We start from the raw sequence: 22,230 nt of genomic DNA on the forward strand, positions 1-22,230 counted from the left end.
GTCATTCCGTTTTGGATTCCCGGATTTTGTTGCACCCGCGTCACACAGTGGTGCGAACTCTCCTCTGCGACAACGCAAGGTGAGTTGCTCTTGCGAATTATTCGCAATAAGACTTGTCGTAGATTCAGGAACATGGGACGAAGTCGAGGTCAATCGAGATTATCTCGGCCAGTCGCCTCGAGCGCCGAGGCCTGGTGACAGAATCGCCGCGACGCGGCAGGGATATCGTGGCGGGTGGGACACATTCGCGTTTGGGGGCGTGCGTTTGGCGTTGAGAGGTCACAGACACCGGTGCTTGCGAACGGCCGCGGCGATCGCCACGGGCGTGCTGGCCTTTCCCACCGCGGGCCGCGCGGCCGATCTGCCGCTGAAGGCGCCGGCCTTGAGAGCGGTCTATGACTGGACCGGCCTTTATATCGGCGCGCATGCCGGCTACAGCCACGGCTCGTCGCGCTTCGCGCTGAACGACGGCAACGCACTCGGCGACAGCGGCGTCTTCAGCGGCATGATCGGCGGCGTGCAGGCAGGCTACAATTACCGTCTCAACTCCGGCTGGCTGGTCGGCGTCGAAGGCGATTTTACGTTTCCCAACTACATCACCTCGAACTCGATCGTCTCGTTCCTGGCGACGCCCGCCAACACCGTCACCCAGCAATGGGACTACACCGCCAGCCTGCGCGGCCGCGTCGGCTACACCAGCGGGCCTTGGCTCGTCTACGCCACCGGCGGTTTCGCCTGGATGGGCGAGCGCTATTTCGACGCGCCGGCCTCCGGCGCCGAAATCCCGAAGATCCTGAACACGCGGCCCGGCTGGGTCGCAGGCGCCGGTGTCGAATACGGCTTCGCGCCGCATTGGAGCGCGCGGCTCGAATATCTCTACAGCCGCTTCGACGGTGCCAACGTCGCCTTCTCCACGGGCGCGCAATACACGTCCTCGTCGCTCGACTTCCAGCAGGTGAGGCTCGGCCTCAACCGCAAGGTCGATTGGCCGGGCCTGCCGAGCTATGATCCGAAGAGCTCGCTGATCGACCCGGAATCGGACCGCTGGGAGATCCACGGCCAGACCACCTATCTGCCGCAAGGCTATCCATCCTTTCCCGCGCTCTATACCGGGCCGAACTCGCTGTCGCCGTCGCGGCAGGCCAAGGCGACCTGGAGCAACAGCCTGTTCCTGAACGCGCGGCTGTGGGATGGCGGCGAAGTTTATTACAATCCCGAATTGCTGCAGGGATTTGGGCTGAACGACACGGTCGGTGCGGCCGGCTTCCCGAACGGCGAAGCGCAGAAGTCGAACTTCCCCTATCCGCACTACAACACCTCGCGCCTGTTCGTGCGCCAGACCTTCGGCTTCGGTGGCGAGCAGGAGGAGCTTGCGAGCGGTCAGCTCCAACTCGGCCAGAAGGTCGACGTGTCGCGCCTGACGATTCAGGCCGGCAAGTTCCCGGTGGTCGACGTGTTCGATGGCAATGCCTACGCCAAGGACACGCGCCGAGATTTCATGAACTGGTCGATCTGGGCGCCCGGCGCGTTCGACTATTCCGCCGACAAGGTCGGCCTCACCTACGGCATCACCGCCGAACTCAACCAGAAGCAATGGGCGCTGCGCGGCGGCTATTTCCTGATGGTTGCCGAGTCCAACGCCAATCACTTCGACACCAGGGTGGGCGAGCGTGGTCAATATCTGCTCGAGCTCGAGACGCGCTTCTCGCTGCTCGGCCGGCCCGGCAAGCTCAGGACCATCGGCTGGCTCGACAGCGCCCATATGGGCAGCTTCCGCGAGACGCTGGACAATCCCGCGCTCAATCTCGACATCGCGCAGACCCGGCGCGGCCGCCTGAAGTACGGCTACGTGCTCAACCTCGAACAGGCGATCACCGACGATGTCGGCCTGTTCGGGCGCTGGAGCTGGAACGACGGCAAGACCGAAACGCTGGCCTTCACCGACATTCATCGCAGCCTGTCCGGCGGCGTTTCGATCAAGGGCACGACTTGGGGCCGACCCGACGACGTGATCGGCGTCGGCGGCGCCATCAATGCGATCTCGCAGGATTATCGCGACTTCCTCGCCGCCGGCGGCCTCGGTGTGCTGGTCGGCGACGGCGCGCTCAACTACCGCAAGGAGCGCATCCTCGAAACCTATTACGCCTACGCGGTGAACAAGAGCATCACCCTCACCGCCGACTACCAGCTCATCGTCAACCCCGCCTACAACGCCGACCGCGGACCGGTGTCGGTGTTTTCGGGCCGGCTGCACGGGGAGTTCTGAGCCCGCGGCTCAGAACAGGAGCGCAACGCCCGAGACGAACAGCAGCGCCAGCACGAACTTGCGGAATGTGGCCTCGTCGATCCGGCCGAACAGCTTCAGCCCGAGCCACGTTCCGGCGAACAGAAAGGGCAGGCCGAGCGCGAACAGCTTCGCCGTGTCTGATGTGAGCGATCCCTTGGCACCGAGCCAGAACGCCGCCATGGCGAATACCACGATGGCGACCGGCTGAAACGTGGCGCGCTGCGCGTCCTTGGGCAGGCCGCGCAAATTGCACCAGATGGTAACGACGATGCCCGCAAGACCGGTGAGGCCGCCGAGCAGTCCGTTGACGAAACCGACCGTCATGTCGGCGGTCGGCGGCATGGCGGCCGCGAGCTTGAGCTGCGGCCGGAAGAATGAATAGAGGCTGTAGGCGATCAGGATAGCACCGACCGCGATGCGAACGCTCTTCGGATCGGCCCAGGTCAGGAGCGACACCCCCGCCGGCACACCGATGATTGCACCGACGATGAACGGCCACAGCCGGTGCCAGTCGAGCGCGCTGCGCAGCTTCCAGACCGAATAGCCCTGCACCAGAAGGCCGAAGCCGACGATCAGGCTGGCACTCTGAAGCGGCGTCAGCACGTAAAGCCACAACGATGCCGCGACCAGGCCGAAGGCGAAGCCGGAGAGGCCCGCGACGAACGCGCCGGCGAAGGTGGCCAACAAAAACAGCGGAAGCTCGATTGCGATCCCGTCCATTGCTCGCTCCATGGATAAGCGAGCAGCGCTTGCGTGGGATCACCACTTCACGGGGAGGCTGCGACATCCCCGGGATGCAAGTCTAGGTGAAGCGGCCTTCTTGCACAATGACCTTGTTATGCCACGCGGATCGCGTCGAGGAATCTCCCAACCTCGGTCTTGAGCCGGCTGCTCTCGCCGGACAGCGACCTTGCCGATGCGAGCACGTTGGAGGAGGCCGATCCGGTCTGGCTGGCACCGCGCTGCACGTCGACGATGCTGGCGGAGACCTGCTGGGTGCCGCGCGCGGCCTGCTGCACGTTGCGGGAAATCTCCCGCGTCGCTGCGCCCTGCTCCTCGACCGCCGCGGCGATGGCGGACGCGATCTCGGACATGCGGGAGATGGTGTCGCCGATCGACTTGATGGCGCCGACGGAGTCCTCCGTCGCCGTCTGGATGCCCGAGATCTGCTGGCTGATCTCGCCGGTGGCCTTTGCGGTCTGCTCGGCCAGCGCCTTGACCTCGGACGCGACGACGGCAAAGCCACGACCGGCCTCGCCGGCGCGCGCAGCCTCGATGGTGGCATTGAGCGCCAGAAGGTTGGTCTGGCCCGCGATCTGGCTGATGAGCTCGACGACGTCGCCGATCCGCCCCGCAGCCCTGGCGAGTTCGCCGACATGCTCGTTGGTTCGCCCGGCCTGCTGCACGGCCTCGCCGGCGATGCGCGCGGAATCCTGGACCTGACGGCTGATCTCGTCGACCGACGAGGCCATCTCCTCGGCCGCCGCTGCAACGGTCTGCACGTTGGTGGAAGCCTGCTCGGAGGCGGCGGCGACCGTCGCCGTGACCTTTTCCGATTGCTCGGCCGTGCTCGTCAGCGTTCCTGCGGAGGCTTCCAGCTCCGAGGATGCCGACGAGACGGTGTTGATCACGTCGCCGATCATGGCTTCGAACTCGCGCGCGATCTGATCCATGCGCTGGCTGCGCTGCAACTTCGCTTCCGCTTCGATCGCAGCCGCCTCGTCGGCGGACTTCTTGGCGAGCAGCGAATCCTTGAAATGCTGCAGCGAGCCGGCGACCTGGCCGATCTCGTCGCTGCGGCCCGTCGCGGGAATCTCGACCTCGTGCTGCCCGGCGGCGAGCGCGCCGATCACATCGGCGATCCGGCCGAGCGGCGTCACCACGCGCCGGCGCAGCATGATGGTCACGCCACCGAGCGTGCCGAGCAGCGCCAGCACGGCGACACCGGCGAGCACGAGCATCGCCAACGCGCCGTCGCGCGCGGCCGAGGCACGCTCGGCGGCTTCCGCCAGCGCGGCGTCGCGCACGCCGTAGAACATCTGGATGGCCGGCACGATGACCTTCGCCAGCTCGTCGGCGGTGCCGCTGTACTTGCCGTCGCTCCGGGCCGCAGGAAGCTCCTTGTCCACGGCAACCGCCGCTTGTCCGAAATAAGAGGCCGTTGCCGTCTTGAGCGCGGCGGCGATGCGGGCGGGGTTTCCGAGCTGGTCGATCCCAGCCTCGAGCCGCTCGCGGTTCGCCTCCACGCGTCCCTGCATGCGGTCCATCAGCGACAGTTCGGCCGCGGTGAGCGGGCGGCGCGCGGAGAGCGCAGGCGACAGCGTGGCCGCGCGGCTGCCGGCCGAAACGCGCAGATCCTGCGCCGTCCGCGCCAGGTTCAACAGCGCCGCAAGCGAGGAATCGGCGTTGATGACCTTCGCCTCGAGCTTGTTCATGACCGGTTCGATGTGGCCGATGACCTCGGCAACGCCGGGGAGGAAACCCTTTGTCGCGGCGCCGTCGCGCGCCGCCAGCGGAACGCTCATCGCGCGATCGGCCGCGGTGGTGATTTCCTTCAGCCGCCGCGCGGCACGGTCGAGATTCTCGGCAATGGCGCCGCCGCCATCCAGCACCATGACGGCGCGCCTTGCGGCCTCGAAGCCCTCCTCGGCCGTTTTCGCGGCCTTCGCGGCAACTTCGAGCTGCGCCTGCGTTGCGGCGCCTTCCTGGAAGATCGGTCCGATATAGGGAGCGCGAAGGCTGGCGACGTGCTGGCTGGCCATCAGCGTCGCGCCAAATGCCTCCACCGTCTTGATCGCGTCGGAGCGGTTCGTGAAGATGCGCGTCTGCGGTATCAGCACCTCGGCGCCGAGGATGACTGCAAACACCGTCACCGTCAGCATCGACAGCGCGAAAAGCTTTCCGATCCGCATCCTCAGGTCCCCCGGGTCTGTTCTTGCAAGCGCAAAAGCTAGCGGGCGGCCACTAAGGGCTCGTTAAGCAACAATCCGTAGTTCCGCGGGGTGTCAAGTCGTCGCGGACGCCTTTGGGAACGCCGTCGCGCACGGGTTCCCTTTCGGCGACGAATAAGCAGAATCGCCAGCACTTCCGCACTGAATACCTATATCAGTGGCTTGCCGGCATCCCGGCCACACTTGCTTACCTCCGGACCGTCAATGCTCTCGATCGAACTCGTCATCGTCGTCATCCTGATCGTCATCAACGGCTTGCTCTCGATGTCAGAGCTGGCCGTGGTGTCGTCGCGTCCGGCGCGGCTGTCGCTGCTCGCGGCCAAGGGCGTGCGCGGCGCCGAGCGGGCGCTGGTGCTGGCGGCCGATCCCGGCAAGTTCCTCTCGACAGTGCAGATCGGCATCACGCTGGTCGGCGTGCTCTCCGGAGCGTTCTCGGGCGCGACGCTCGGGCAGCGGCTGACGCAATGGCTGCTCGAGCTCGGTCTGTCCCCAGGCATTGCCGACATCGTCGGCGTCGGCATCGTGGTCACGCTCATCACCTACGCCACCTTGATCGTCGGCGAGCTGGTGCCGAAGCAGGTGGCGCTGCGCGATCCCGAGAGCATCGCGGTGCGGGTCGCGCCGGCAATGCACGCGCTTGCGAAAATATCGCTGCCGCTCGTGTTTCTGCTCGACGTCTCCGGCAAGCTGATCCTCACGCTGCTCGGCCGCGGCGGCAAGGCCGAGGAGAAGGTCTCGGAGGACGAGATCCATCACCTCGTCAGTGAGGCCGAGAGCGCGGGCGTGCTCGAGCCCGGCGAGAAGGAGATGATCGCCGGCGTGATGCGGCTCGGCGACCGGCCGGTCGGCGCGGTCATGACGCCGCGCACCGAGGTCGACGAGATCGACCTGAACGATGATCCCGCCGCCATCCAGGCGATCATCGCCAAGAGCCCGCATTCGCGCTTTCCCGTCTCCGACGGCGATCGCGACAAGCCGATCGGCGTGCTGCAGGCCAAGGATTTGCTGGTCGCCTATATGAACGAACGCAACCCGGACTTGCGCGCGCTCGTGCGCGAAGCGCCCGGCATCCCGGTGTCGGCAGATGCGCGCGACGTGCTGACCATCCTGAAAGCGGCGCCGGTTCACGTCGGCCTCGTCTACGACGAATACGGCGCCTTCGAAGGCATGGTGACGGCCGCCGACATCCTCGAGTCCATCGTCGGCGCCTTTCATTCCGAGGAGGGACCGCCCGAGCCCGCCTTCATCAGGCGCGAGGACGATTCGCTGCTGATCTCCGGCTGGATGCCGGTCGACGAATTCGGCGAACTGCTCGGCATCGAGCTGCCGCCGCATCGCTACAACACGGTCGCAGGCCTCGTGCTGCAACAATTCAACATGCTGCCCAATGTCGGCGATGCCTTCGACTTCGGCGGCTGGCACATCGAGGTGGTCGACCTCGACGGGCGGAGGATCGACAAGATCTTGGCGAGCCGCTTGAGTGAGGTCGAGACGGGGTGAGGCTCACCCTCCGCCGTCGTCCCGACAAGCGCAGCTCTCGACAACGAGTAGCGTTATACAGAGCGGAGCGCTGATCCGGGACCCATAACCACAGGGAAGAGTTTGGCGAAGGCTCGGAGTTGGCAGCTCGCGCTTGCAACTTCTCCCTGGGGTTATGGGTCCCGGGCTCGCGACTTCGTCGCGCCCCGGGACGACAGCGGAGTTTGACGCTAGAGCGCGCGTTGAACGCCGAGCGTCACCCGAACCTCACCCCGATGCGCCTTTCCTTGCGCCAGACCACGGTGCAGGGCAGATGCGTGCCGTCGGCCTGGACGAACAGGGTGAAACGATCGGGAATGCCGACGGGACTGGTGACGTCGAGTGCGGCGCCATGATCGGAAAGATTGCGAACGGTGCAGTCGATCGCGCCGCCGCCGAACTCGATGGTTCCGGCCTTCAGCACGCGATGTCGGGCTTTGTCGCGGCGCTCGTCCATGGGGCGAATCTACACCCAAAGCTGAACCAGACGTTAAACCCATCCTCCGCTCTCGGCAATTTGACGCCCCTACGGCAGCCGCCGCCGGCATCTCACAGCGCCGGCTGGAACGTCTCGGCGCGCGCCATCTGCCAGGCGTCGCGGAAGCGCGGGTCTTCCGTGCCTTCGAGCAGCTCGCCCGGACGCAGCGCCGGATAGAGCTGCGCGAAGGATTTCACCTGGGTGGTCGACGTCCGTTGGTTGAAATGGATCGGCCGCAGCTGCTGCGGATGTTCGAGCCCGGCCGCGGCGATCAGCTCGGTCAGGGAGTGCAGCGTCGCATGGTGATAATTGGCCACGCGGTCGATCTTGAGCGGCACGTAGAGCGCGCGCGCCCGCGTCGGGTCCTGCGTCGCCACGCCGGTCGGGCAGCGGTCGGTGTGGCAGCTCAACGACTGGATGCAGCCGAGCGAGAACATGAAGCCGCGTGCCGAATTGCACCAATCGGCGCCGATCGCCATCGCGCGCGCCATGTCGAAGGCGGTCGCGATCTTGCCGGAAGCGCCGATCTTGATGCGGTCGCGCGCATTGATGCCGACCAGCGCGTTGTGGACGAAATTGACGCCCTCGCGCATCGGCATGCCCAGATGATCCATGAACTCCAGTGGCGCCGCACCGGTGCCGCCCTCATTGCCGTCGACGACGATGAAATCGGGATAGATTCCGGTCTGAAGCATCGCCTTGCAGATCGCCAGGAACTCCCAGGGATGGCCGATGCACAGCTTGAAGCCGGCCGGCTTGCCGCCCGAGAGGCGGCGCATCTCGGCGATGAACTGCATCATGCCCACGGGCGTCGAGAAGGCGCGGTGCGAGGCCGGCGAGATGCAGTCCTCGCCCATGGCGACGCCGCGGATCTTGGAGATCTCCTCGGAGACCTTGGCCGCCGGCAGCACGCCGCCATGGCCGGGCTTGGCACCCTGGCTGACCTTGAGCTCGACCATCTTGATCTGGTCGTCGCCGGCGACGCGCGCGAACGCTTCGGGATCGAAGCTGCCGTCGAGATGCCGGCAGCCGAAATAGCCGGAGCCGATCTCCCAGATGATGTCGCCGCCCATCTCGCGGTGATAGGGGCTGACGCCGCCTTCGCCGGTGTCGTGCGCAAAGCCGCCTTTTTTGGCGCCGGCATTCAGTGCTCGCACCGCATTCGGGCTGAGCGCGCCAAAACTCATCGCCGAGATGTTGAACACCGATGCCGAATAGGGCTTTGCGCAGTCCGGCCCACCGATCACGACGCGGAATTTCTCCGTGGCATGCGCCTTCGGCGAGACCGAGTGGTGCATCCACTCGTAGCCCTCGCGGTAGACGTCCTCCTGGGTGCCGAAGGGACGCTTATCGAGCTCCATCTTGGCGCGCTGATAGACCACCGCGCGGGTGTCGCGCGAGAACGGCATGCCGTCCTTCTCGCTCTCGAAGAAATATTGCCGCATCTCGGGGCGGATCTCTTCGAGCAGGAAGCGGATATGCGCCGAAATCGGGTAGTTGCGCAGCACCGCGTGGCTCTTCTGCAGAAGATCGCGGACGCCGAGCAGGGTCAGCGCGCCGAAGATCAGGATCGGAATCAGCAGGATGTCGAAGATCTTGCCGTCGGCGATGCCGATGCCGATCAGGAGCGCGGTGACCACCGCGCAGATCGTCAGAACGATGAAGCGCGGCGAGAAGGGCAGCAGCAGGGTTTCCATGATCCCCTCCTCCGCCAGCGGCAGGCGTTTCGGGGATGAGTGGTGGGAGGATTCCTGCGTCTTGTTGTCGTCGGCCACGTTTCCGATCCTCTCGCCAGCAGAAGGCGCCACGATACGCCCGCGCCTGTCATACGGATATGACGCCGCCCTTGTTTCAGGCTAGCGAATTCGGCTGAAACAAATCAATCAGCCGGTGGACGGATTTTGCGGTGCAGCAGAGTGGCGGGATGGGACAGCCTAAAGGGGCCGCAAGCTAGCCAGTGTCCCGGGCAAGCGTAAGCGCGGACCCGGGACCCAGAATGCAACACCCTACAATGCGGTGAGATGGGCCCGGCTCTGCAGCGCACCGCCGAAAAGGCGCTGCCATAGCGCGTCAAAGACGCGCGTAAACGCGCTGATGGCGTCCGGGGCACAAGCGCGTGGCGCAAGCTCAGCGCTCGACGAAGGCCTTCTCGATCACGAAATGGCCGGGCTTGTTGCCGCTTCCTTCGACGAAGTCGCGGCCCTCGAACATCGCCTTGAGCTCTTCGAGCATCGCCGGGCTGCCGCACATCATGATGCGGTCGGTTGCGATGTCGAGCGGGCCTTGGCCGATGTCATTGAAGATCTGCTCGGAGCTGATGAGGTCGGTGATGCGGCCGCGGTTCCGGAACGGCTCGCGGGTCACGGTCGGATAATAGACCAGCTTCTCCGCGAGCAGCTCGCCGAACAGCTCATCCTCGCGCAGGGTCGCGACCAGCTTCTCGCCATAGGCGAGCTCGGAGACCTGGCGGCAGCCGTGCACCAGCACGATGGACTCGAACTGGTCGTAGACCTCGGGGTCCTTGATCAGGCTGGCGAAGGGCGCAAGGCCGGTGCCGGTCGACAGCAGCATCAGCCGCTTGCCGGGAAGCAGGTTATCGGTGATCAGCGTGCCGGTCGCCTTGCGGCCGACCAGGATGGTGTCGCCTTCCTTGATCTTCTGCAGGCGCGAGGTCAGCGGGCCGTCCTGCACCTTGATCGAGAAGAACTCGAGCTCTTCCTCGTGGTTGGCGCTCGCCATGCTGTAGGCCCGCAGCAGCGGCCGACCATCGACCTCGAGGCCGATCATGGCGAACTGGCCGTTCTGGAACCGGAAGCCGGTATCGCGGGTGGCGCGGAAGCTGAACAGCGTGTCGGTCCAGTGGTGGACGGAAAGAACCTTCTCTCGGTAAAACGCGCTCATGATTCTCGATATTCCGAATAACTGCGGTTTTAGGGCAAAAGCGTTGCCCGGCCCTGAAATCGGGCGGTCACCATTTGCCATGGCGGAGGATTTCGCGTGTGTGATCTACGCCATTGAGACCAATAATCAACCTCGTTTCGGATGCAATTGATGCCGGTCAAACCGGCATTTGCGGCAGAACTGGTCACATCATTAAGGAATCTGCTGTCTCGCACGCGAGGAGGATAATTTCTTTTCCCTGCCGGGCTTCATTGCAGCACTTAATTTCCGGCGCGCTCGCAAGAATTTCATTAAGAATAGCTCTGAATTCTCACCCGGCTTGGCGCCGGCGCCCGCATTTTTGCGGTTTTTGGCGCCAGGAACGACGAAACACCATGGCAAGCGGCGAGCGGATCTTCGTTCAAGCGATCAGGCGCTATTGCGCGGAGCGGGGCATCGCGGTCGATGTCCGCTCCGGTGGCTGGCTCATCGCGATGCGCCGGGGACCGACACGCCATTTCGCCTTCGGCTACGACATCGGCCTGAACAGCGCCATTGCCCATCGCCTCGCCAACGACAAGTCTGCGACCGCCGAGGCGCTGACGCTGGCGGCCGTGCCCTGCGTTCCGCATCGGCTGTTCCTCAACCCAAAGCTGGGCGTGCATGTCGCCGGCGCCGATAGGCGCGAGGGGATGCTGGCGCTGCTCGCCGAAAATCCGCACGGCGTGGTGGTGAAGCCGAACGAGGGAACATCGGGGCGCTCGGTGTTCAAGGTGACGACGGAGGCGGAGCTCGACCGGGCAGCCAGCGAAGTCTTTTCGATGAGCACCGGGCTCGTGATCTCGCCCTATGTCGCGATCGAGGAGGAGGTCCGCGTGGTGCTGCTCGATGACATGCCGCTCGTCGTCTACAGCAAGCAGCGCGGCTCGGATTGGCGGCACAATCTCGATGCCGGCGCAAAGCCGGTGCTGCTCGAGCACGGCGCAGTCCGCGCGGCCTGCGCAAAGCTCGCGATCGATGCCGCGCGCGCCATCGGCATCGTCTTTGCTTCGATCGACGTGGTTCGGGTGAATCGCGAATGGAGGGTGCTCGAGATCAATTCCGGCGTGATGATGGAGGCGCTGGGCAAGCTGCATCCGGAGCTGGTGCAGGCGACATATGACGCAGCGCTGGATCGGGTGTTTGCGTGACGCTCCGAGCGCCAAGCGCAAGCTGCAATCCCTTCTGCACTCGGTCGCGTTTTCAGGATGTTCCCATTGTGAAATGGAGAGCGGCGATCTAGCCTTCATGCAGCGCACGACGCATGCGGCTTGCACGCTTTCCTTGCGGCGGCTGCATCAATAAACGTCAAGCAAATGAAGAGGGAAACGCCATGAGCGGCAACATCAATCGCCAGATCCTGCTGGTGGAAAAGCCCAGCGGCAAGCTCGGTCCCGAACATTTCAAGATGGTCGAGGGCGCGATGCCGGAGCCGAAGGACGGCGAGGCCTTGCTGCGCGTACGCTACATCTCGCTCGATGCGGCCAATCGCGCCTGGATGCACGGCGCGACCTATCGTTCCGCCGTCGAAGCCAACAGCGTCATGGCCGGCGGCGCCATCGCCGAGGTCGTCAGCTCGAAGGCAGCGGGGCTTGCGCCCGGCGACATCGTGTTCGGCGACACCGGCTGGCAGGAATTTGCCGCCGCGCCGGCGAAGCATCTGACCAAAATGCCGAGGCTCGAGCCGATGACGCATCTGCTCAGCGTGTTCGGCATCGCCGGTCTCACCGCTTATTTCGGCCTGCTTGAGATCGGCAAGCCCAGGGAGGGCGAGACGGTCGTGGTGTCCGCGGCCGCGGGCTCGGTCGGCTCGATCGTCGGACAGATCGCCAAGATCAGGGGATGCCGCGTCGTCGGCATCGCCGGCGGCGCCGACAAGTGCAACTGGCTGACCTCCGAGCTCGGCTTCGATGCCGCCGTGGACTACAAGGACGGCGCGGTGTTCAAGGCGCTGCGCGCAGCGGCGCCGAAAGGCATCGACGTCTATTTCGACAATGTCGGGGGCGACATCCTCGAAGCCTGCCTGCCGCAGATGAACAATTACGGCCGCATCGCCTGTTGTGGCGCGATCTCGCAATATGACGGCGCGCCTGCCGCACATGGCCCGCGCGGTGTGCCCGGCCTGATCGTGGTGAAGCGGCTGACCATGCAGGGCTTCATCGTGATGGACTACATGAAGGACAGCGAGCGCGCGCTCGCCGATCTCCAGGCCTGGGTGAAATCCGGCAAGCTCAAGGTGCAGGAGGACATTCTCGACGGACTCGAGAACACGCCGAAAGCGCTGATCGGATTGCTTGCGGGCGAGAACCGCGGCAAGCGCATGGTCAAGCTCTGATCGCGCAATTGCGCCGACATTATTGACTTGCGGGTGACGCCAAAGCGGCGAATGATGCTGCATGCGAGGCGTCACTCGCGACAATTGCGATTGCACTACATTTTAGCGAATCGTCGGCGTTACCGACGGGGCAGGAAATCACCAGATGTTCAACACGTTGACGCATGCATCGACGCGCACGGCGTTGCTGGCGACGGCACTCTTCGCAACTGCAACAGGAGCGATCGCGCAGACCGAGGCCCAGAAAAGCGCCATCCGGTCCGCATGCCGCTCGGACTTCATGGCGCATTGCTCGAGCGTGACGCCCGGCGGAGTGGAGGCGGTTCAATGCCTCGCCAAGAACATGTCGAGCCTGTCGTCGGGCTGCCAGGCTGCAGTTCGCGCGGTCGAACCGGCCGCCGCGCCGAAGACCGAAGCAGCGCCCGCCAAATCCGAGCCTGTCAAATCCGAACCGGCAAAAACGGAAGCGGCGCCCGCTGCCGCGCCAGCTTCCAAGCCGGGAGCGGCGGCGGCGCCGAAGGCGGCAGCAGCAAAGCAGCCGAGCCCCGCACAGGTTTCCGCGATCAAGGGCGCCTGCCGCAGCGATTATCCCAAGGTCTGCGCCAGCGTGCCGCCCGGCGGCGCGCCCGCGATCGAATGCCTGGAGAAGAACAAGGCGAAGGTGTCGGCCGGTTGCGCCAACGCCGTGAATGCGGCTTTCGGTGGCGGAGCGGCCGCGGCCACGCCCGCTTCGGGTGCTGCACCACCGGCCGCCGCGGCGCCTGCCGCGGCTCCGGCCGCCCTCGTGCTGCGGCCATTGCTGCCGCGCGAAGAGCTGTTCATCGTTCGGTCGGCTTGCGGCGCCGACATCCGCACGCTCTGCGCCGGCGTGGCGCCCGGTGGCGGCCGGATCATCCAATGCATTTCCAACCGGGCGGCATCGCTCTCGCCGGCCTGCAAGGAGGTGCTCGCGCCTTTCGCGGCGAGGTAAGACGAAGCGGATGATGTTCATCCGCAGCACCGAGATGAACTGCAGCGTGCGCGACCGGATGTTCACACGCTGACACGGATACTTTCTTCAGACGCAATTTCGATCACGACAAGCCCCAGGAGGACAACATGCGTTCATTGCTGCTCGTTGCTTCTGCGCTTCTGGCTTTCGCCGCCACCATGACCTTCGAGGCCACCGACGCCAACGCGGTGGTGTGCGCCCGCGGCGTCGTTCGCGCCGGCTGCGCCGGCCCGAACGCGGCCGTGGTCGTCCGCAAGCCGGTGCCGGCGGTCCGCTGCACCAGGGTTCTGGTGAACGGGGTCTATGTGAAGCGCTGCGTCTGACCCCCGGTGGCCAATCCGCCCCGGTTTGGCTATGATTCGCACCTGACGGTTTCGGATCCGCAAAACGCGTGTCCGGACACGTGCTTTGGCGTGCCGCGCGCTGCCGATTAATTCCGCTGGCGCCGGACGCCGGAGCACATTAGTCTACCCCTAGATAGTAAGTATACTGTCAATTAGGGAGGCAGACGTTGCGGATCGCCGTGATTGGCGGGGGGCCCGGTGGGCTCTACTTCGCCTATCTCTGGAAGAAGCGTCACCCCGAGGATCAGGTCGACCTGTTCGAACAGAACCCGGCCGACGCGACCTGGGGCTTTGGCGTCGTGTTCTCCGACCAGGCGCTGGAGTTCCTGCGCGCCGACGACCCCGAGACGGTCGATGCGATCGCCCCGCACATGGAGAGCTGGGAGAACATCACGCTGCACCTGCATGGCGACAGCGTCGCCATCGACGGCGTCGGCTTCTCATCGATCGGCCGGCTGGAGCTGCTCAGATTCCTGCAGCAGCGCGCCTTCGATGTCGGCGTCACGCCGCGCTTCGACACGCAGATCCAGGGGATCGACCAGCTCAACGGCCACGATCTGATCGTCGCCGCCGACGGGCTGAACTCGCTGGTGCGCCGCGCCTATGAGGGCGATTTCGGCACCTCGCTGTCCTACTCATCCAACAAGTTCGTCTGGTACGGCACCTCGAAACGCTTCGACACGCTGTCGCAGACTTTCGTGAAGACCGAGCGCGGCGCCTTCAACGCCCATCACTACCGCTATTCGCCAACCATGAGCACCTTCCTGGTCGAATGCGATTACGCCACCTGGCAGGCCTATGGGTTCGCCTACAAGGACGTCGAGCAGTCCAAGGGCGTCTGCGAGGAGGTGTTCGCCGACACGCTCGGCGGCCATTGCCTCGTCTCCAACAAATCGGTCTGGCGCAATTTTCCCTGGATCTGGAACGAGCACTGGTCGTTCAAGAACATGGTGCTGCTCGGCGACGCCCTGCATTCGGCACACTTCTCGATCGGCTCGGGCACGCGGCTCGCGATCGAGGACGCCATCGCTCTCGTCAAGGCGCTGGAGTCGGATGCGCATCTTGCGACCGCGCTGCATCGCTATCAGGCCGCGCGCAAGCCCATCGTGCAGAAGCTCGTCAACGCGGCGCGCACCAGCGCGTTCTGGTACGAACATTTCGCCGAGCACATGAAGCTTCCCCTGATGGACTTCGCCTACAGCTACATCACCCGCTCCGGCCGCATCGACGATTCCCGGCTGCGTGCGATGTCGCCGGCCTTCATGGCCCGCTACGAGGCGGCCAGGAACAGCGAAGACGGCGCCGAAGACAACGCGGCGGAGATGCGGCATGAGCCATGACATCCGTGACCAGGTGCCGGCGGACAGCGCGGGCGCGCGCGAGATCGGCTTTGCCGTTCCCGACATCTACAATGCCGGCCGCGTGCTGTTCGACAATCTCGGCAAGGGCCGCGGCGACAAGCTCGCGCTCCTGGGGCCGGCAGGCACGCGCACTTATGCCGAGCTCTGCGCGGAGGCCTGCCGCTGGAGCAACGGTTTCGCCTCGCTTGGCCTTGCGCGCGGCGATCGCGTGCTGTTGTTTCTCGACGACACGCCGGCCTACCCCGCCGCCTTCTTCGGCGCCGTGCGCGCCGGCTTCGTGCCGCTGCTGATCAACACGCTGACGCCGCCGGACCTCTTGCAATTCTACCTCGCTGATTCCGGCGCGACCGTCGCAGTGGCGGATGCAGAATTCGCGGTGCGCTTCAATGCCGAGGCCTGCAAGGAGACGAAGCTGCATACGCTGATCGTCGCCAATGGCGTGGCCGGCGAGCACGGGGCGCCGCAGGCGCTCGCGGCGGAGAACTGGCTGGCGCAATTCCCTGCTGAGCATGCGGAAGCGCCGACGCGGCGCGACGAAATGGCGTTCTGGATGTACTCCTCCGGCTCGACCGGACGGCCCAAGGGCATCGTTCACCTGCAGCACGACATGGCCTACAGCGATGCCGCCTTTGCGCGGAACGTGCTGAAGCTGACGCCTGACGACATCTGCTTCTCGGTGCCGAAGATCTTCTTCGCCTACGGCTTCGGCAATTCCGTCACCTTCCCGTTCTCGGCCGGCGCCGCAACATTGCTGCTGCCGGGCCAGCCGAAGCCTGCGTCGATCTTCGCGGCGATCGAGCAGTACAAGCCGACGGTCTTCTTCGGCCTGCCGACGCTGTACACCGCGCTGACCAAGGCGGAAGGCGCGGACAAGACGGATTTCTCGTCGCTGCGCATGGCGCTCTCCGCCGCCGAGGTGCTCTCGGCCGAGGTCTTCAACGGCTGGGAGACGCTCACGGGGCTCGAAATCGTCGAAGGCCTCGGCTCGACCGAAGTGCTGCACATCTATCTCTCCAACCGGCCCGAACAGAAGAAGCTCGGCGCTGCGGGCCTGCGCGTTCCCGGCTACGAGATCGCGCTGCTCGACAAGGACGGCCGCGACGTCGGCGACAACGAGGAAGGGATTCTGTGGGTCCGCGGCGATTCCAACACGCCGCTGTACTGGAACCGGCCGGACAAGTCCGCCGAGACCATCCGCGAGGGCGGCTGGATCTACACCGGCGATCGCTTCGTGCGGGATGCCGACGGCTTCCACTTCTTCCGCGGCCGCGCCGACGATCTCATCAAGATCTCGGGACAGTGGGTCTATCCGCTCGAGGTCGAGCTGTGTCTCGCCGATCACCCCGACATCCGCGAATGCGCGGTGTTCGCTGCCGAGCTGCCGGACCGTCGCATGACGCTTAAGGCGGTGGTGGTGATGAACAACCGTACGGTCGACCAGCGCGAGGCGACGCGCAGGCTGCAGGACTACGTGAAGGGCCGGCTGCTGCCGTACAAATATCCGCGCGAGGTGATCTTCATCGACGAGCTGCCGAAGACCGGCACGGGGAAGATCGATCGGCAGGCGTTGCTGCGGATGTAGCGCCGCTGCGGCCAGACTCTCGGGTGTCGTCCCCGCCTGGTGCGCAATTGCGCACGGGGGCGGGGACCCATAGCCACAGGATTTGGTTATGGGGCGAGCTGGCAACTCGAAATCTTCGCCAAACTGCTCCCTGGGGTTATGGGTCCCGGGCTCGCGCTTCGCGCGCCTCGGGACGACGGTGTATGGGGCACCAACATTGTCCCCTCACCCACCCTTGCCCAGATGCTCCAGCGCATCCTCCGCGCGCAGGGGCACGCGTGAGGCTTCGTTGTTGAGATCGACCAGCTGCGCCAGCAGGCCCATCAGCGCCTTGCGGTCGGCGGGCTTGAGCGGCTCCAGCATCCGGGCCTGGGCGCGCTCGACGGCGGGGATGATCTCGCGCAGGATCGCAGCGCCCGACTTGGTCAGATAGAGCAGCTTGATCCGCTTGTCCTCGGGTGCCGGCTTGCGCTCGATATAGGCCTTGGCCTCGAGACGTTCGATCACGCTGCCGAGCGTCGAGCGGTCGAAGGCGATCACCGCCGACAGCCGCGTCGCGTCGATGCCGGGATGAGTGTGGATCGCGACCAGCGCGGCATATTGCACTGGAGTAAGGTCGAACGCCTTGCACTCCTCCATGAAAATCGAGACCGCGATCTGCTGCATGCGCCGGAACAGATAGCCCGGCGCGGCATAGACTGCGTCGATCGTGATCGGAGGGAGCGGCTTACTCGGCATCGGGCTGCTTCTCCGGCGCGGCATCGGCAAACGCCGGCAGCGCCTTGGCGGCGGCCTCGGCCTGGAGCAGGCGTGGATAGGCGGAGACGTCGACGCCGAAGCGGCGCGCATTGCCGAGCTGCGGCACGAGGCAGAGATCGGCCAACGTCGGCGCATCGCCGAAGCAGAATGGGCCCTTCTCGGCCTTGATCAGCGTCTCGCAGGCCGACAGGCCCTCGCGATTGACCCAGGCGGCCCAGTCCTGGACCTTCTCCTCGGCCAGGCCAAGCTCGCGCAGCCGCGCCAGTACCTTCAGGTTCTGCACCGGATGGGTGTCGCAGGCGATCGCCAGCGCAAACGCCCGCACCTTGGCGCGGCGCAGCGGATCCTTCGGCAGCAGCGGCGGATTGGGATGGGTCTCGTCGAGCCATTCGATGATTGCAACCGATTGCGTCAGCACTCCGCCCGCATCGTCCTCCAGCGCCGGCACAAGGCCCTGCGGGTTGATGGCGAGATAGCTGGGGGCGCATTGCTCGCCCTTGCGCAAATGATGCGGCAGATGCTCGGCGCCGAGCCCCTTGAGGTTCAGCGCGATCCGCACGCGGTAGGCGGCGCTGGAGCGGAAATAGCCGTGCAGCTTCATGGAGAGCCTTCCTGCTTTTGTCATTCCGGGGCGACGCGCCAGCGTCGAGCCCGGAATCCATAACTACGATCGAAAGTGTGGATTCCGGGCTCGCGCCTTGCGGCGCGCCCCGGAATGACACGACCTTGTGTGTCGTTCGTCAAGTTGACGCTACATAGATTGTAAGTATACTGTCAATTAACAAAACGATCGGGAGCAGCAACCATGGAAGCCGTGACCAAGACGCCGGAACGCGAGGCGTTCTACCGGAAGATCGACGGCGAGAACCTCACCGCGCTGTGGACGGTGATGAGCGACCTGATCACGCCGGAGCCGAAGAGCGCCTGCCGGCCGCACCTCTGGAAGTTCGACGTCATCCGCGACTACATGGTTGAAGCCGGCAAGCTGATCACGGCCAAGGAGGCCGAGCGGCGCGTGCTGGTGCTGGAGAACCCCGGGCTGCGCGGGCAATCCAAGATCACGACCTCGCTCTATGCCGGCGTGCAGATGGTGGTGCCCGGCGACGTCGCGCCCGCGCACCGGCACAGCCAGTCGGCGCTGCGCTTCGTGCTCGAAGGCAGGGGTGCCCACACCGCGGTGGACGGCGAGCGCACCGCGATGGAGCCGGGGGACTTCATCATCACGCCGTCGATGACCTGGCACGATCATTCCAACGAGACCGATCAGCCGATGTTCTGGCTCGACGGCCTCGATATTCCCCTGGTGCAATTCTTCGACTGCTCCTTTGCCGAAGGCGCGAAAGAGGACCAGCAGAAGATCACGAAACCCGCCGGCGACAGCTTTGCCCGCTACGGCCACAACCTCCTGCCCGTCGATGTGAAGCGGAGCTCGAAGACCTCGCCGATCTTCAGCTATCCCTATGCCTACACCCGCGAGGCGCTGGAGAAGGCCAGGACGAGCCAGGATTGGGACGCCTGCCACGGGCTCAAGCTGAAGTTCAGCAACCCCGAGACCGGCGATTTCGCCATGCCGACCATCGGCACCTTCATCCAGCTGCTGCCCAAGGGTTTCAACACCGCGCGCTATCGTTCGACCGATGCCACCGTGTTCTGCCCGATCGAGGGCAAGGGCCGCAGCCGCATCGGCGATACAATGTTCGAATGGGGCCCGCGCGATCTGTTCGTGGTGCCGAGCTGGCATTGGGTGACACACGAGGCGGACGAGGATGCCGTGCTGTTCAGCTTCTCGGACCGGCCGGTGCAGCAGAAGCTGGATCTGTTCAGGGAAGATCGCGGGAACGCGTGAGGCGACGCTCTATCCTCCGTTATGGCCGGGCTTGACCCGGCCATCCACGCGCCGTTACGCCCGAGGAAAGACGTGGATGCCCGGGTCAAGCCCGGGCATGACGACCTGATTTGTGGCGCTCGCCTGCGTCATCTTTCGTGGCTACCGCCAGTGCAACAGCCGCATCTCCAGCCAGCCGATCACCTTCCCCACGACGAGGCCGAACACCGACAGGATCACGACGCCCGCGAGCAGCTGATCGGTCTGCATCAGGTTGCCCGCCTGCAGCACGAAGGCGCCGATGCCGTATTGCGCGCCGATCATTTCGGCGCTGACAACCAGCAGCAGCGCGACGGAGGCGGTGATGCGGAAGCCGGCAAGGATCGCCGGCAGCGCGCCCGGCCAGATCACCTTGCGCACGATGGTGGCGAACGGAACGTTGAAGCTCTGCGCCATGCGGATCAGGTTGCGCGGCACGGCATCGACGCCGCTATAGACCGAGATCGCGGTCGAGAAGAACACCCCGAGCGCAATGGTCGCGATCTTCGGCTCTTCGCCGATGCCGAGCCAGAGAATGAGCAGCGGCAGCAGCGCGATCTTCGGGATCGGAAACAGCGCCGAGATGAAGGTGATGCCGACGCTGCGCGCGAGCCGCGACAGGCCGATGGCGAAGCCGACGGCGATGCCGGCCGCCGTTCCCAACAGCCAGCCGACGCCGATCCGCAGCAGCGAGGCTGAAACATGCTGCCAGAGTGCGCCGGAGACCGCGAGCTGATAGATCGCACGCACAATTGCGGAAGGGGTCGGCAGAAACAGCGCGTTGACGAGGCCGGCGCTGCCGGCGGCCTGCCAGATCGCGATGACGAAGCCGAGCGCGATCCAGCCGCCATACCGGCTCGAAGCAGGCACGAAGCCCGCGCCACGAAAGTGGACGCGCCGCGTCGGCTCGTCCTTGGCCGCCGTGCCCGTCGCCGCGCGGTCAAGCATGCTGGACCTCGCGCTCGGCATCGATCGCCTCGTTGCGGATCAGCGACCAGATCTGGTTCTGCAGCGCCAGCAGTTTTTCGCGGGCCGCCGCTTTGCCGCGTTCCGCGCGCGTCATCGGCACGGGCACGACCTCGCGGATGCGGCCGGGCCGGCGCGACAGCACCACGATGCGGTCGGCGAGCCGCGCGGCCTCTTCGAGATTGTGGGTCACGTAGACCGCGCCCATGCCGCCATCGGCGAGCAGGCGGATGAAATCCTCCAGCAGCAGCTCGCGGGTCTGCGAATCCAGCGCCGACAGCGGCTCGTCCATCAAGAGGATCGCGGGCCTCACCGCGAGCGCGCGCGAGATGCCGACGCGCTGGCGCATGCCGCCGGAGAGCTGCTTTGGATAGGTCTGGCGAAAATCGGTGAGGCCGGTGCGGCGCAGCGCATCCTCGACCAGCGCGCGGCGCTGCGCGGCCGAGAGCTTTGTGTGCAGCAGCGGGAATTCAACGTTCTCCTCCACCGTCGCCCAGGGCAGCAGCGCAAAGTCCTGGAACACGAAGGTCAGCGGATTGAGACTGTCCGCCGGCGGCGCCCCGCGCAGCTCCGGCGCGCCGGAGGTCGGCTGCAGCAGCCCACCGAGGATCGACAGCAGTGTGCTCTTGCCGCAGCCGGACGGCCCGACGATCGCCACCACCTCGCCGGCGCCGACGGTGAACGAGACGTCGTCGAGCACGGCGAGATCGCCGAAGCGATGGGTGATGTGGCTGGCGATCAGGTCCATGCTGTCTCGTTTATCCCGTTCTCCGTCGTTCCGGGATGGTCCGAAAGGACCAGACCCGGAACCTCGAGATTCTCAGGTGCGCAAGTGCGCACCATAGTTCTCGCTTCGCGAGCCCCGGAATGACAAAAGGTCAGTCCGCCTTCACGAATTCCTTGGCGATGATCGCTTCTGCATCAAAGCCCTTGTCGACGAAGCCTTGCTCCTGCAGCCATTTGATCTGGTTGTCGACGTTCTTCACGTCGAGCTTGCCGTCGGGATCGATATAGGCGCAGTTGCCGACCACCTGCTCGACCGGCAGGTTGGTGTACTTTGCGATGATCTCCAGCAGCGGCTTGGTCTTGTCGTTGATCGGGGCGACACCGTCCTTCATCGCGGCAAGGATGACGTCGTGATATTCGCGGTCGGCTTTCGCGAGCACGCCGAGGAATTTCGTCACCAGCGCCCTGTTGGCCAGCGTCTTCGGCGATGCGAATACCGCCCCCAACTGCCACGGCGTCTCGTCACCGACCCAGCCCAGGAATTTTGCGCCGCCCTCGTCCATCAGCTTTCGCGCAGTCGAGATGGGGAGCAAGGCTGCATCGACGGTCTCGCCCTTGAGCGCGGCGGCGGCATTCGACAGCGATTGCAGCGGCACGATCTTCACGTCTGCGAGCTTGAAGCCGTATTTGTCGGCGAGCAGGCCGAGCGAATAATGGAAGCTCGATCCGACCTGCGTCATCGCCACGCGCTTGCCCGCAAGGTCCTTCGGCGTCTTCAGGCCGCTCGCATAGGCATTGTTGCTGGCGAAATAGCCGATCAGGGGATAGCCCGGCTTCTCGCGGCTCATGCCGCCGATCACCTTCAGCGTGCCCTTGCCGCCGAGATTGTAGAGCCCGGCGGTGAAGGCGGTGACGCCGAAATCGACGTCGCCCGAGGTGGTGGCGACCGCAATCGGCTGCGCTGCGTCGAAGAACTTCAGCTCGACCTCCAGGCCGGCCTCACGGAAATAGCCCTTGTCCTGCGCGATGAAGACCGGCGCCGACGACGACAGGCGGAGCACGCCGATCCTGGCTTTCAGCGCATCCTCGGCCCGTGCCGTGCCTATAGCCATGATCGCCATCAGGCCCGCTACCGCGAGCCGCGCAATCCCGATCATCCCGTTTCCTCCG

Annotated in this window: 19 protein-coding genes; 9 read left to right on the forward strand and 10 right to left on the reverse strand. The window is 65.2% G+C overall.

The genetic code is table 11. The features are described from left to right. The first annotated feature begins 295 nt into the window (after positions 1-295). Positions 296-2,266 carry a carbohydrate porin gene (locus P0R31_RS26475; RefSeq protein WP_275517279.1) on the forward strand — a complete coding sequence of 657 codons (1,971 nt, stop codon included), beginning with the start codon at positions 296-298 and terminating at the stop codon, positions 2,264-2,266. Positions 2,267-2,275: 9 nt separating this feature from the next. Here P0R31_RS26475 and P0R31_RS26480 read toward each other — a convergent pair whose 3' ends face one another. Continuing rightward, positions 2,276-3,007, reverse strand: a complete 732-nt coding sequence (locus P0R31_RS26480; protein ID WP_275517280.1) for a sulfite exporter TauE/SafE family protein — start codon at positions 3,005-3,007, stop codon at positions 2,276-2,278. Positions 3,008-3,123: 116 nt separating this feature from the next. After that, positions 3,124-5,199, reverse strand: a complete 2,076-nt coding sequence (locus P0R31_RS26485) for a methyl-accepting chemotaxis protein (RefSeq protein ID WP_275517281.1) — start codon at positions 5,197-5,199, stop codon at positions 3,124-3,126. Positions 5,200-5,442: 243 nt separating this feature from the next. Between P0R31_RS26485 and P0R31_RS26490 the strand changes: the two genes are divergently transcribed. Then, complete coding sequence (locus P0R31_RS26490; RefSeq protein ID WP_275517282.1) at positions 5,443-6,738, forward strand: hemolysin family protein; 1,296 nt, start codon at positions 5,443-5,445, stop codon at positions 6,736-6,738. A gap of 235 nt (positions 6,739-6,973) precedes the next feature. Here the strand turns inward: P0R31_RS26490 and P0R31_RS26495 are convergent, their stop codons facing one another. The 3 genes from P0R31_RS26495 to P0R31_RS26505 form a co-directional block, all read right to left on the reverse strand. Further along, a complete protein-coding gene (locus P0R31_RS26495) occupies positions 6,974-7,213 on the reverse strand; it encodes a PilZ domain-containing protein (RefSeq protein WP_275517284.1) in 240 nt (79 codons plus the stop codon). A 92-nt stretch (positions 7,214-7,305) separates the two neighbouring features. Next, a complete protein-coding gene (locus P0R31_RS26500) occupies positions 7,306-9,009 on the reverse strand; it encodes an FMN-binding glutamate synthase family protein (protein WP_275517286.1) in 1,704 nt (567 codons plus the stop codon). A gap of 352 nt (positions 9,010-9,361) precedes the next feature. Further along, positions 9,362-10,135, reverse strand: a complete 774-nt coding sequence (locus tag P0R31_RS26505) for a ferredoxin--NADP reductase (RefSeq protein WP_275517287.1) — start codon at positions 10,133-10,135, stop codon at positions 9,362-9,364. A gap of 374 nt (positions 10,136-10,509) precedes the next feature. On the opposite strand from P0R31_RS26505, the gene P0R31_RS26510 reads away from it, so the two are divergent. The 6 genes from P0R31_RS26510 (at position 10,510) to P0R31_RS26535 (ending at position 16,766) form a co-directional block, all read left to right on the forward strand. Next, positions 10,510-11,304 carry an ATP-grasp domain-containing protein gene (locus tag P0R31_RS26510; RefSeq protein ID WP_275517288.1) on the forward strand — a complete coding sequence of 265 codons (795 nt, stop codon included), beginning with the start codon at positions 10,510-10,512 and terminating at the stop codon, positions 11,302-11,304. A gap of 182 nt (positions 11,305-11,486) precedes the next feature. Then, a complete protein-coding gene (locus tag P0R31_RS26515; protein ID WP_275517289.1) occupies positions 11,487-12,488 on the forward strand; it encodes an NADP-dependent oxidoreductase in 1,002 nt (333 codons plus the stop codon). Between the two features lie 145 nt (positions 12,489-12,633). Then, on the forward strand, positions 12,634-13,458 hold the full coding sequence (locus P0R31_RS26520) for a cysteine rich repeat-containing protein (RefSeq protein ID WP_275517291.1): 825 nt from the start codon (positions 12,634-12,636) through the stop codon (positions 13,456-13,458). 128 nt (positions 13,459-13,586) lie between these two features. After that, complete coding sequence (locus P0R31_RS26525) at positions 13,587-13,802, forward strand: hypothetical protein (RefSeq protein WP_057027802.1); 216 nt, start codon at positions 13,587-13,589, stop codon at positions 13,800-13,802. A 188-nt stretch (positions 13,803-13,990) separates the two neighbouring features. Beyond that, positions 13,991-15,163 carry an FAD-dependent monooxygenase gene (locus P0R31_RS26530; protein ID WP_275517292.1) on the forward strand — a complete coding sequence of 391 codons (1,173 nt, stop codon included), beginning with the start codon at positions 13,991-13,993 and terminating at the stop codon, positions 15,161-15,163. Then, positions 15,153-16,766 carry a benzoate-CoA ligase family protein gene (locus tag P0R31_RS26535; protein ID WP_275517293.1) on the forward strand — a complete coding sequence of 538 codons (1,614 nt, stop codon included), beginning with the start codon at positions 15,153-15,155 and terminating at the stop codon, positions 16,764-16,766. Before P0R31_RS26530 ends, P0R31_RS26535 begins: the two co-directional genes overlap by 11 nt. A gap of 204 nt (positions 16,767-16,970) precedes the next feature. Here P0R31_RS26535 and P0R31_RS26540 read toward each other — a convergent pair whose 3' ends face one another. Together P0R31_RS26540 and maiA are read right to left on the reverse strand one after the other, a co-directional pair. After that, complete coding sequence (locus P0R31_RS26540) at positions 16,971-17,483, reverse strand: MarR family winged helix-turn-helix transcriptional regulator (RefSeq protein ID WP_275517295.1); 513 nt, start codon at positions 17,481-17,483, stop codon at positions 16,971-16,973. After that, on the reverse strand, positions 17,473-18,105 hold the full coding sequence (maiA, locus tag P0R31_RS26545) for a maleylacetoacetate isomerase (protein WP_275517298.1): 633 nt from the start codon (positions 18,103-18,105) through the stop codon (positions 17,473-17,475). The genes P0R31_RS26540 and maiA overlap by 11 nt, the downstream gene beginning before the upstream one ends. Before the next feature lie 204 nt (positions 18,106-18,309). On the opposite strand from maiA, the gene gtdA reads away from it, so the two are divergent. After that, a complete protein-coding gene (gtdA, locus tag P0R31_RS26550; protein WP_275517300.1) occupies positions 18,310-19,350 on the forward strand; it encodes a gentisate 1,2-dioxygenase in 1,041 nt (346 codons plus the stop codon). 141 nt (positions 19,351-19,491) lie between these two features. Here the strand turns inward: gtdA and P0R31_RS26555 are convergent, their stop codons facing one another. The 3 genes from P0R31_RS26555 to P0R31_RS26565 all read right to left on the reverse strand — a co-directional run bounded on the left by P0R31_RS26555 (position 19,492) and on the right by P0R31_RS26565 (position 22,217). Next, positions 19,492-20,316 carry an ABC transporter permease gene (locus P0R31_RS26555; protein WP_275517301.1) on the reverse strand — a complete coding sequence of 275 codons (825 nt, stop codon included), beginning with the start codon at positions 20,314-20,316 and terminating at the stop codon, positions 19,492-19,494. Further along, positions 20,309-21,082 (reverse strand): ABC transporter ATP-binding protein, encoded by a 774-nt coding sequence (locus P0R31_RS26560; protein ID WP_275517302.1) that lies wholly within the window; start codon positions 21,080-21,082, stop codon positions 20,309-20,311. Before P0R31_RS26560 ends, P0R31_RS26555 begins: the two co-directional genes overlap by 8 nt. 130 nt (positions 21,083-21,212) lie before the next feature. Next, the gene (locus tag P0R31_RS26565; RefSeq protein WP_275517303.1) at positions 21,213-22,217 is read right to left on the reverse strand and encodes an ABC transporter substrate-binding protein; all 1,005 of its coding nucleotides are present in this window, start codon (positions 22,215-22,217) and stop codon (positions 21,213-21,215) included. Positions 22,218-22,230 lie beyond the last annotated feature (13 nt).

This window comes from Bradyrhizobium yuanmingense (assembly GCF_029167105.1).
Taxonomy (GTDB): Bacteria; Pseudomonadota; Alphaproteobacteria; order Rhizobiales; family Xanthobacteraceae; genus Bradyrhizobium; species Bradyrhizobium yuanmingense_A.

Excerpts from the sequence above, each read along its gene's own strand:
- P0R31_RS26480 (WP_275517280.1), bottom strand. The coding sequence starts at position 3,007 with ATGGACGGGATCGCAATCGAGCTTCCGCTGTTTTTGTTGGCCACCTTC.
- P0R31_RS26485 (WP_275517281.1), bottom strand. The coding sequence starts at position 5,199 with ATGCGGATCGGAAAGCTTTTCGCGCTGTCGATGCTGACGGTGACGGTG.
- P0R31_RS26490 (WP_275517282.1), top strand. The coding sequence starts at position 5,443 with ATGCTCTCGATCGAACTCGTCATCGTCGTCATCCTGATCGTCATCAAC.
- P0R31_RS26495 (WP_275517284.1), bottom strand. The coding sequence starts at position 7,213 with ATGGACGAGCGCCGCGACAAAGCCCGACATCGCGTGCTGAAGGCCGGA.
- P0R31_RS26505 (WP_275517287.1), bottom strand. The coding sequence starts at position 10,135 with ATGAGCGCGTTTTACCGAGAGAAGGTTCTTTCCGTCCACCACTGGACC.
- P0R31_RS26510 (WP_275517288.1), top strand. The coding sequence starts at position 10,510 with ATGGCAAGCGGCGAGCGGATCTTCGTTCAAGCGATCAGGCGCTATTGC.
- P0R31_RS26515 (WP_275517289.1), top strand. The coding sequence starts at position 11,487 with ATGAGCGGCAACATCAATCGCCAGATCCTGCTGGTGGAAAAGCCCAGC.
- P0R31_RS26520 (WP_275517291.1), top strand. The coding sequence starts at position 12,634 with ATGTTCAACACGTTGACGCATGCATCGACGCGCACGGCGTTGCTGGCG.
- P0R31_RS26525 (WP_057027802.1), top strand. The coding sequence starts at position 13,587 with ATGCGTTCATTGCTGCTCGTTGCTTCTGCGCTTCTGGCTTTCGCCGCC.
- P0R31_RS26535 (WP_275517293.1), top strand. The coding sequence starts at position 15,153 with ATGAGCCATGACATCCGTGACCAGGTGCCGGCGGACAGCGCGGGCGCG.
- P0R31_RS26540 (WP_275517295.1), bottom strand. The coding sequence starts at position 17,483 with ATGCCGAGTAAGCCGCTCCCTCCGATCACGATCGACGCAGTCTATGCC.
- maiA (WP_275517298.1), bottom strand. The coding sequence starts at position 18,105 with ATGAAGCTGCACGGCTATTTCCGCTCCAGCGCCGCCTACCGCGTGCGG.
- gtdA (WP_275517300.1), top strand. The coding sequence starts at position 18,310 with ATGGAAGCCGTGACCAAGACGCCGGAACGCGAGGCGTTCTACCGGAAG.
- P0R31_RS26555 (WP_275517301.1), bottom strand. The coding sequence starts at position 20,316 with ATGCTTGACCGCGCGGCGACGGGCACGGCGGCCAAGGACGAGCCGACG.
- P0R31_RS26560 (WP_275517302.1), bottom strand. The coding sequence starts at position 21,082 with ATGGACCTGATCGCCAGCCACATCACCCATCGCTTCGGCGATCTCGCC.
- P0R31_RS26565 (WP_275517303.1), bottom strand. The coding sequence starts at position 22,217 with ATGATCGGGATTGCGCGGCTCGCGGTAGCGGGCCTGATGGCGATCATG.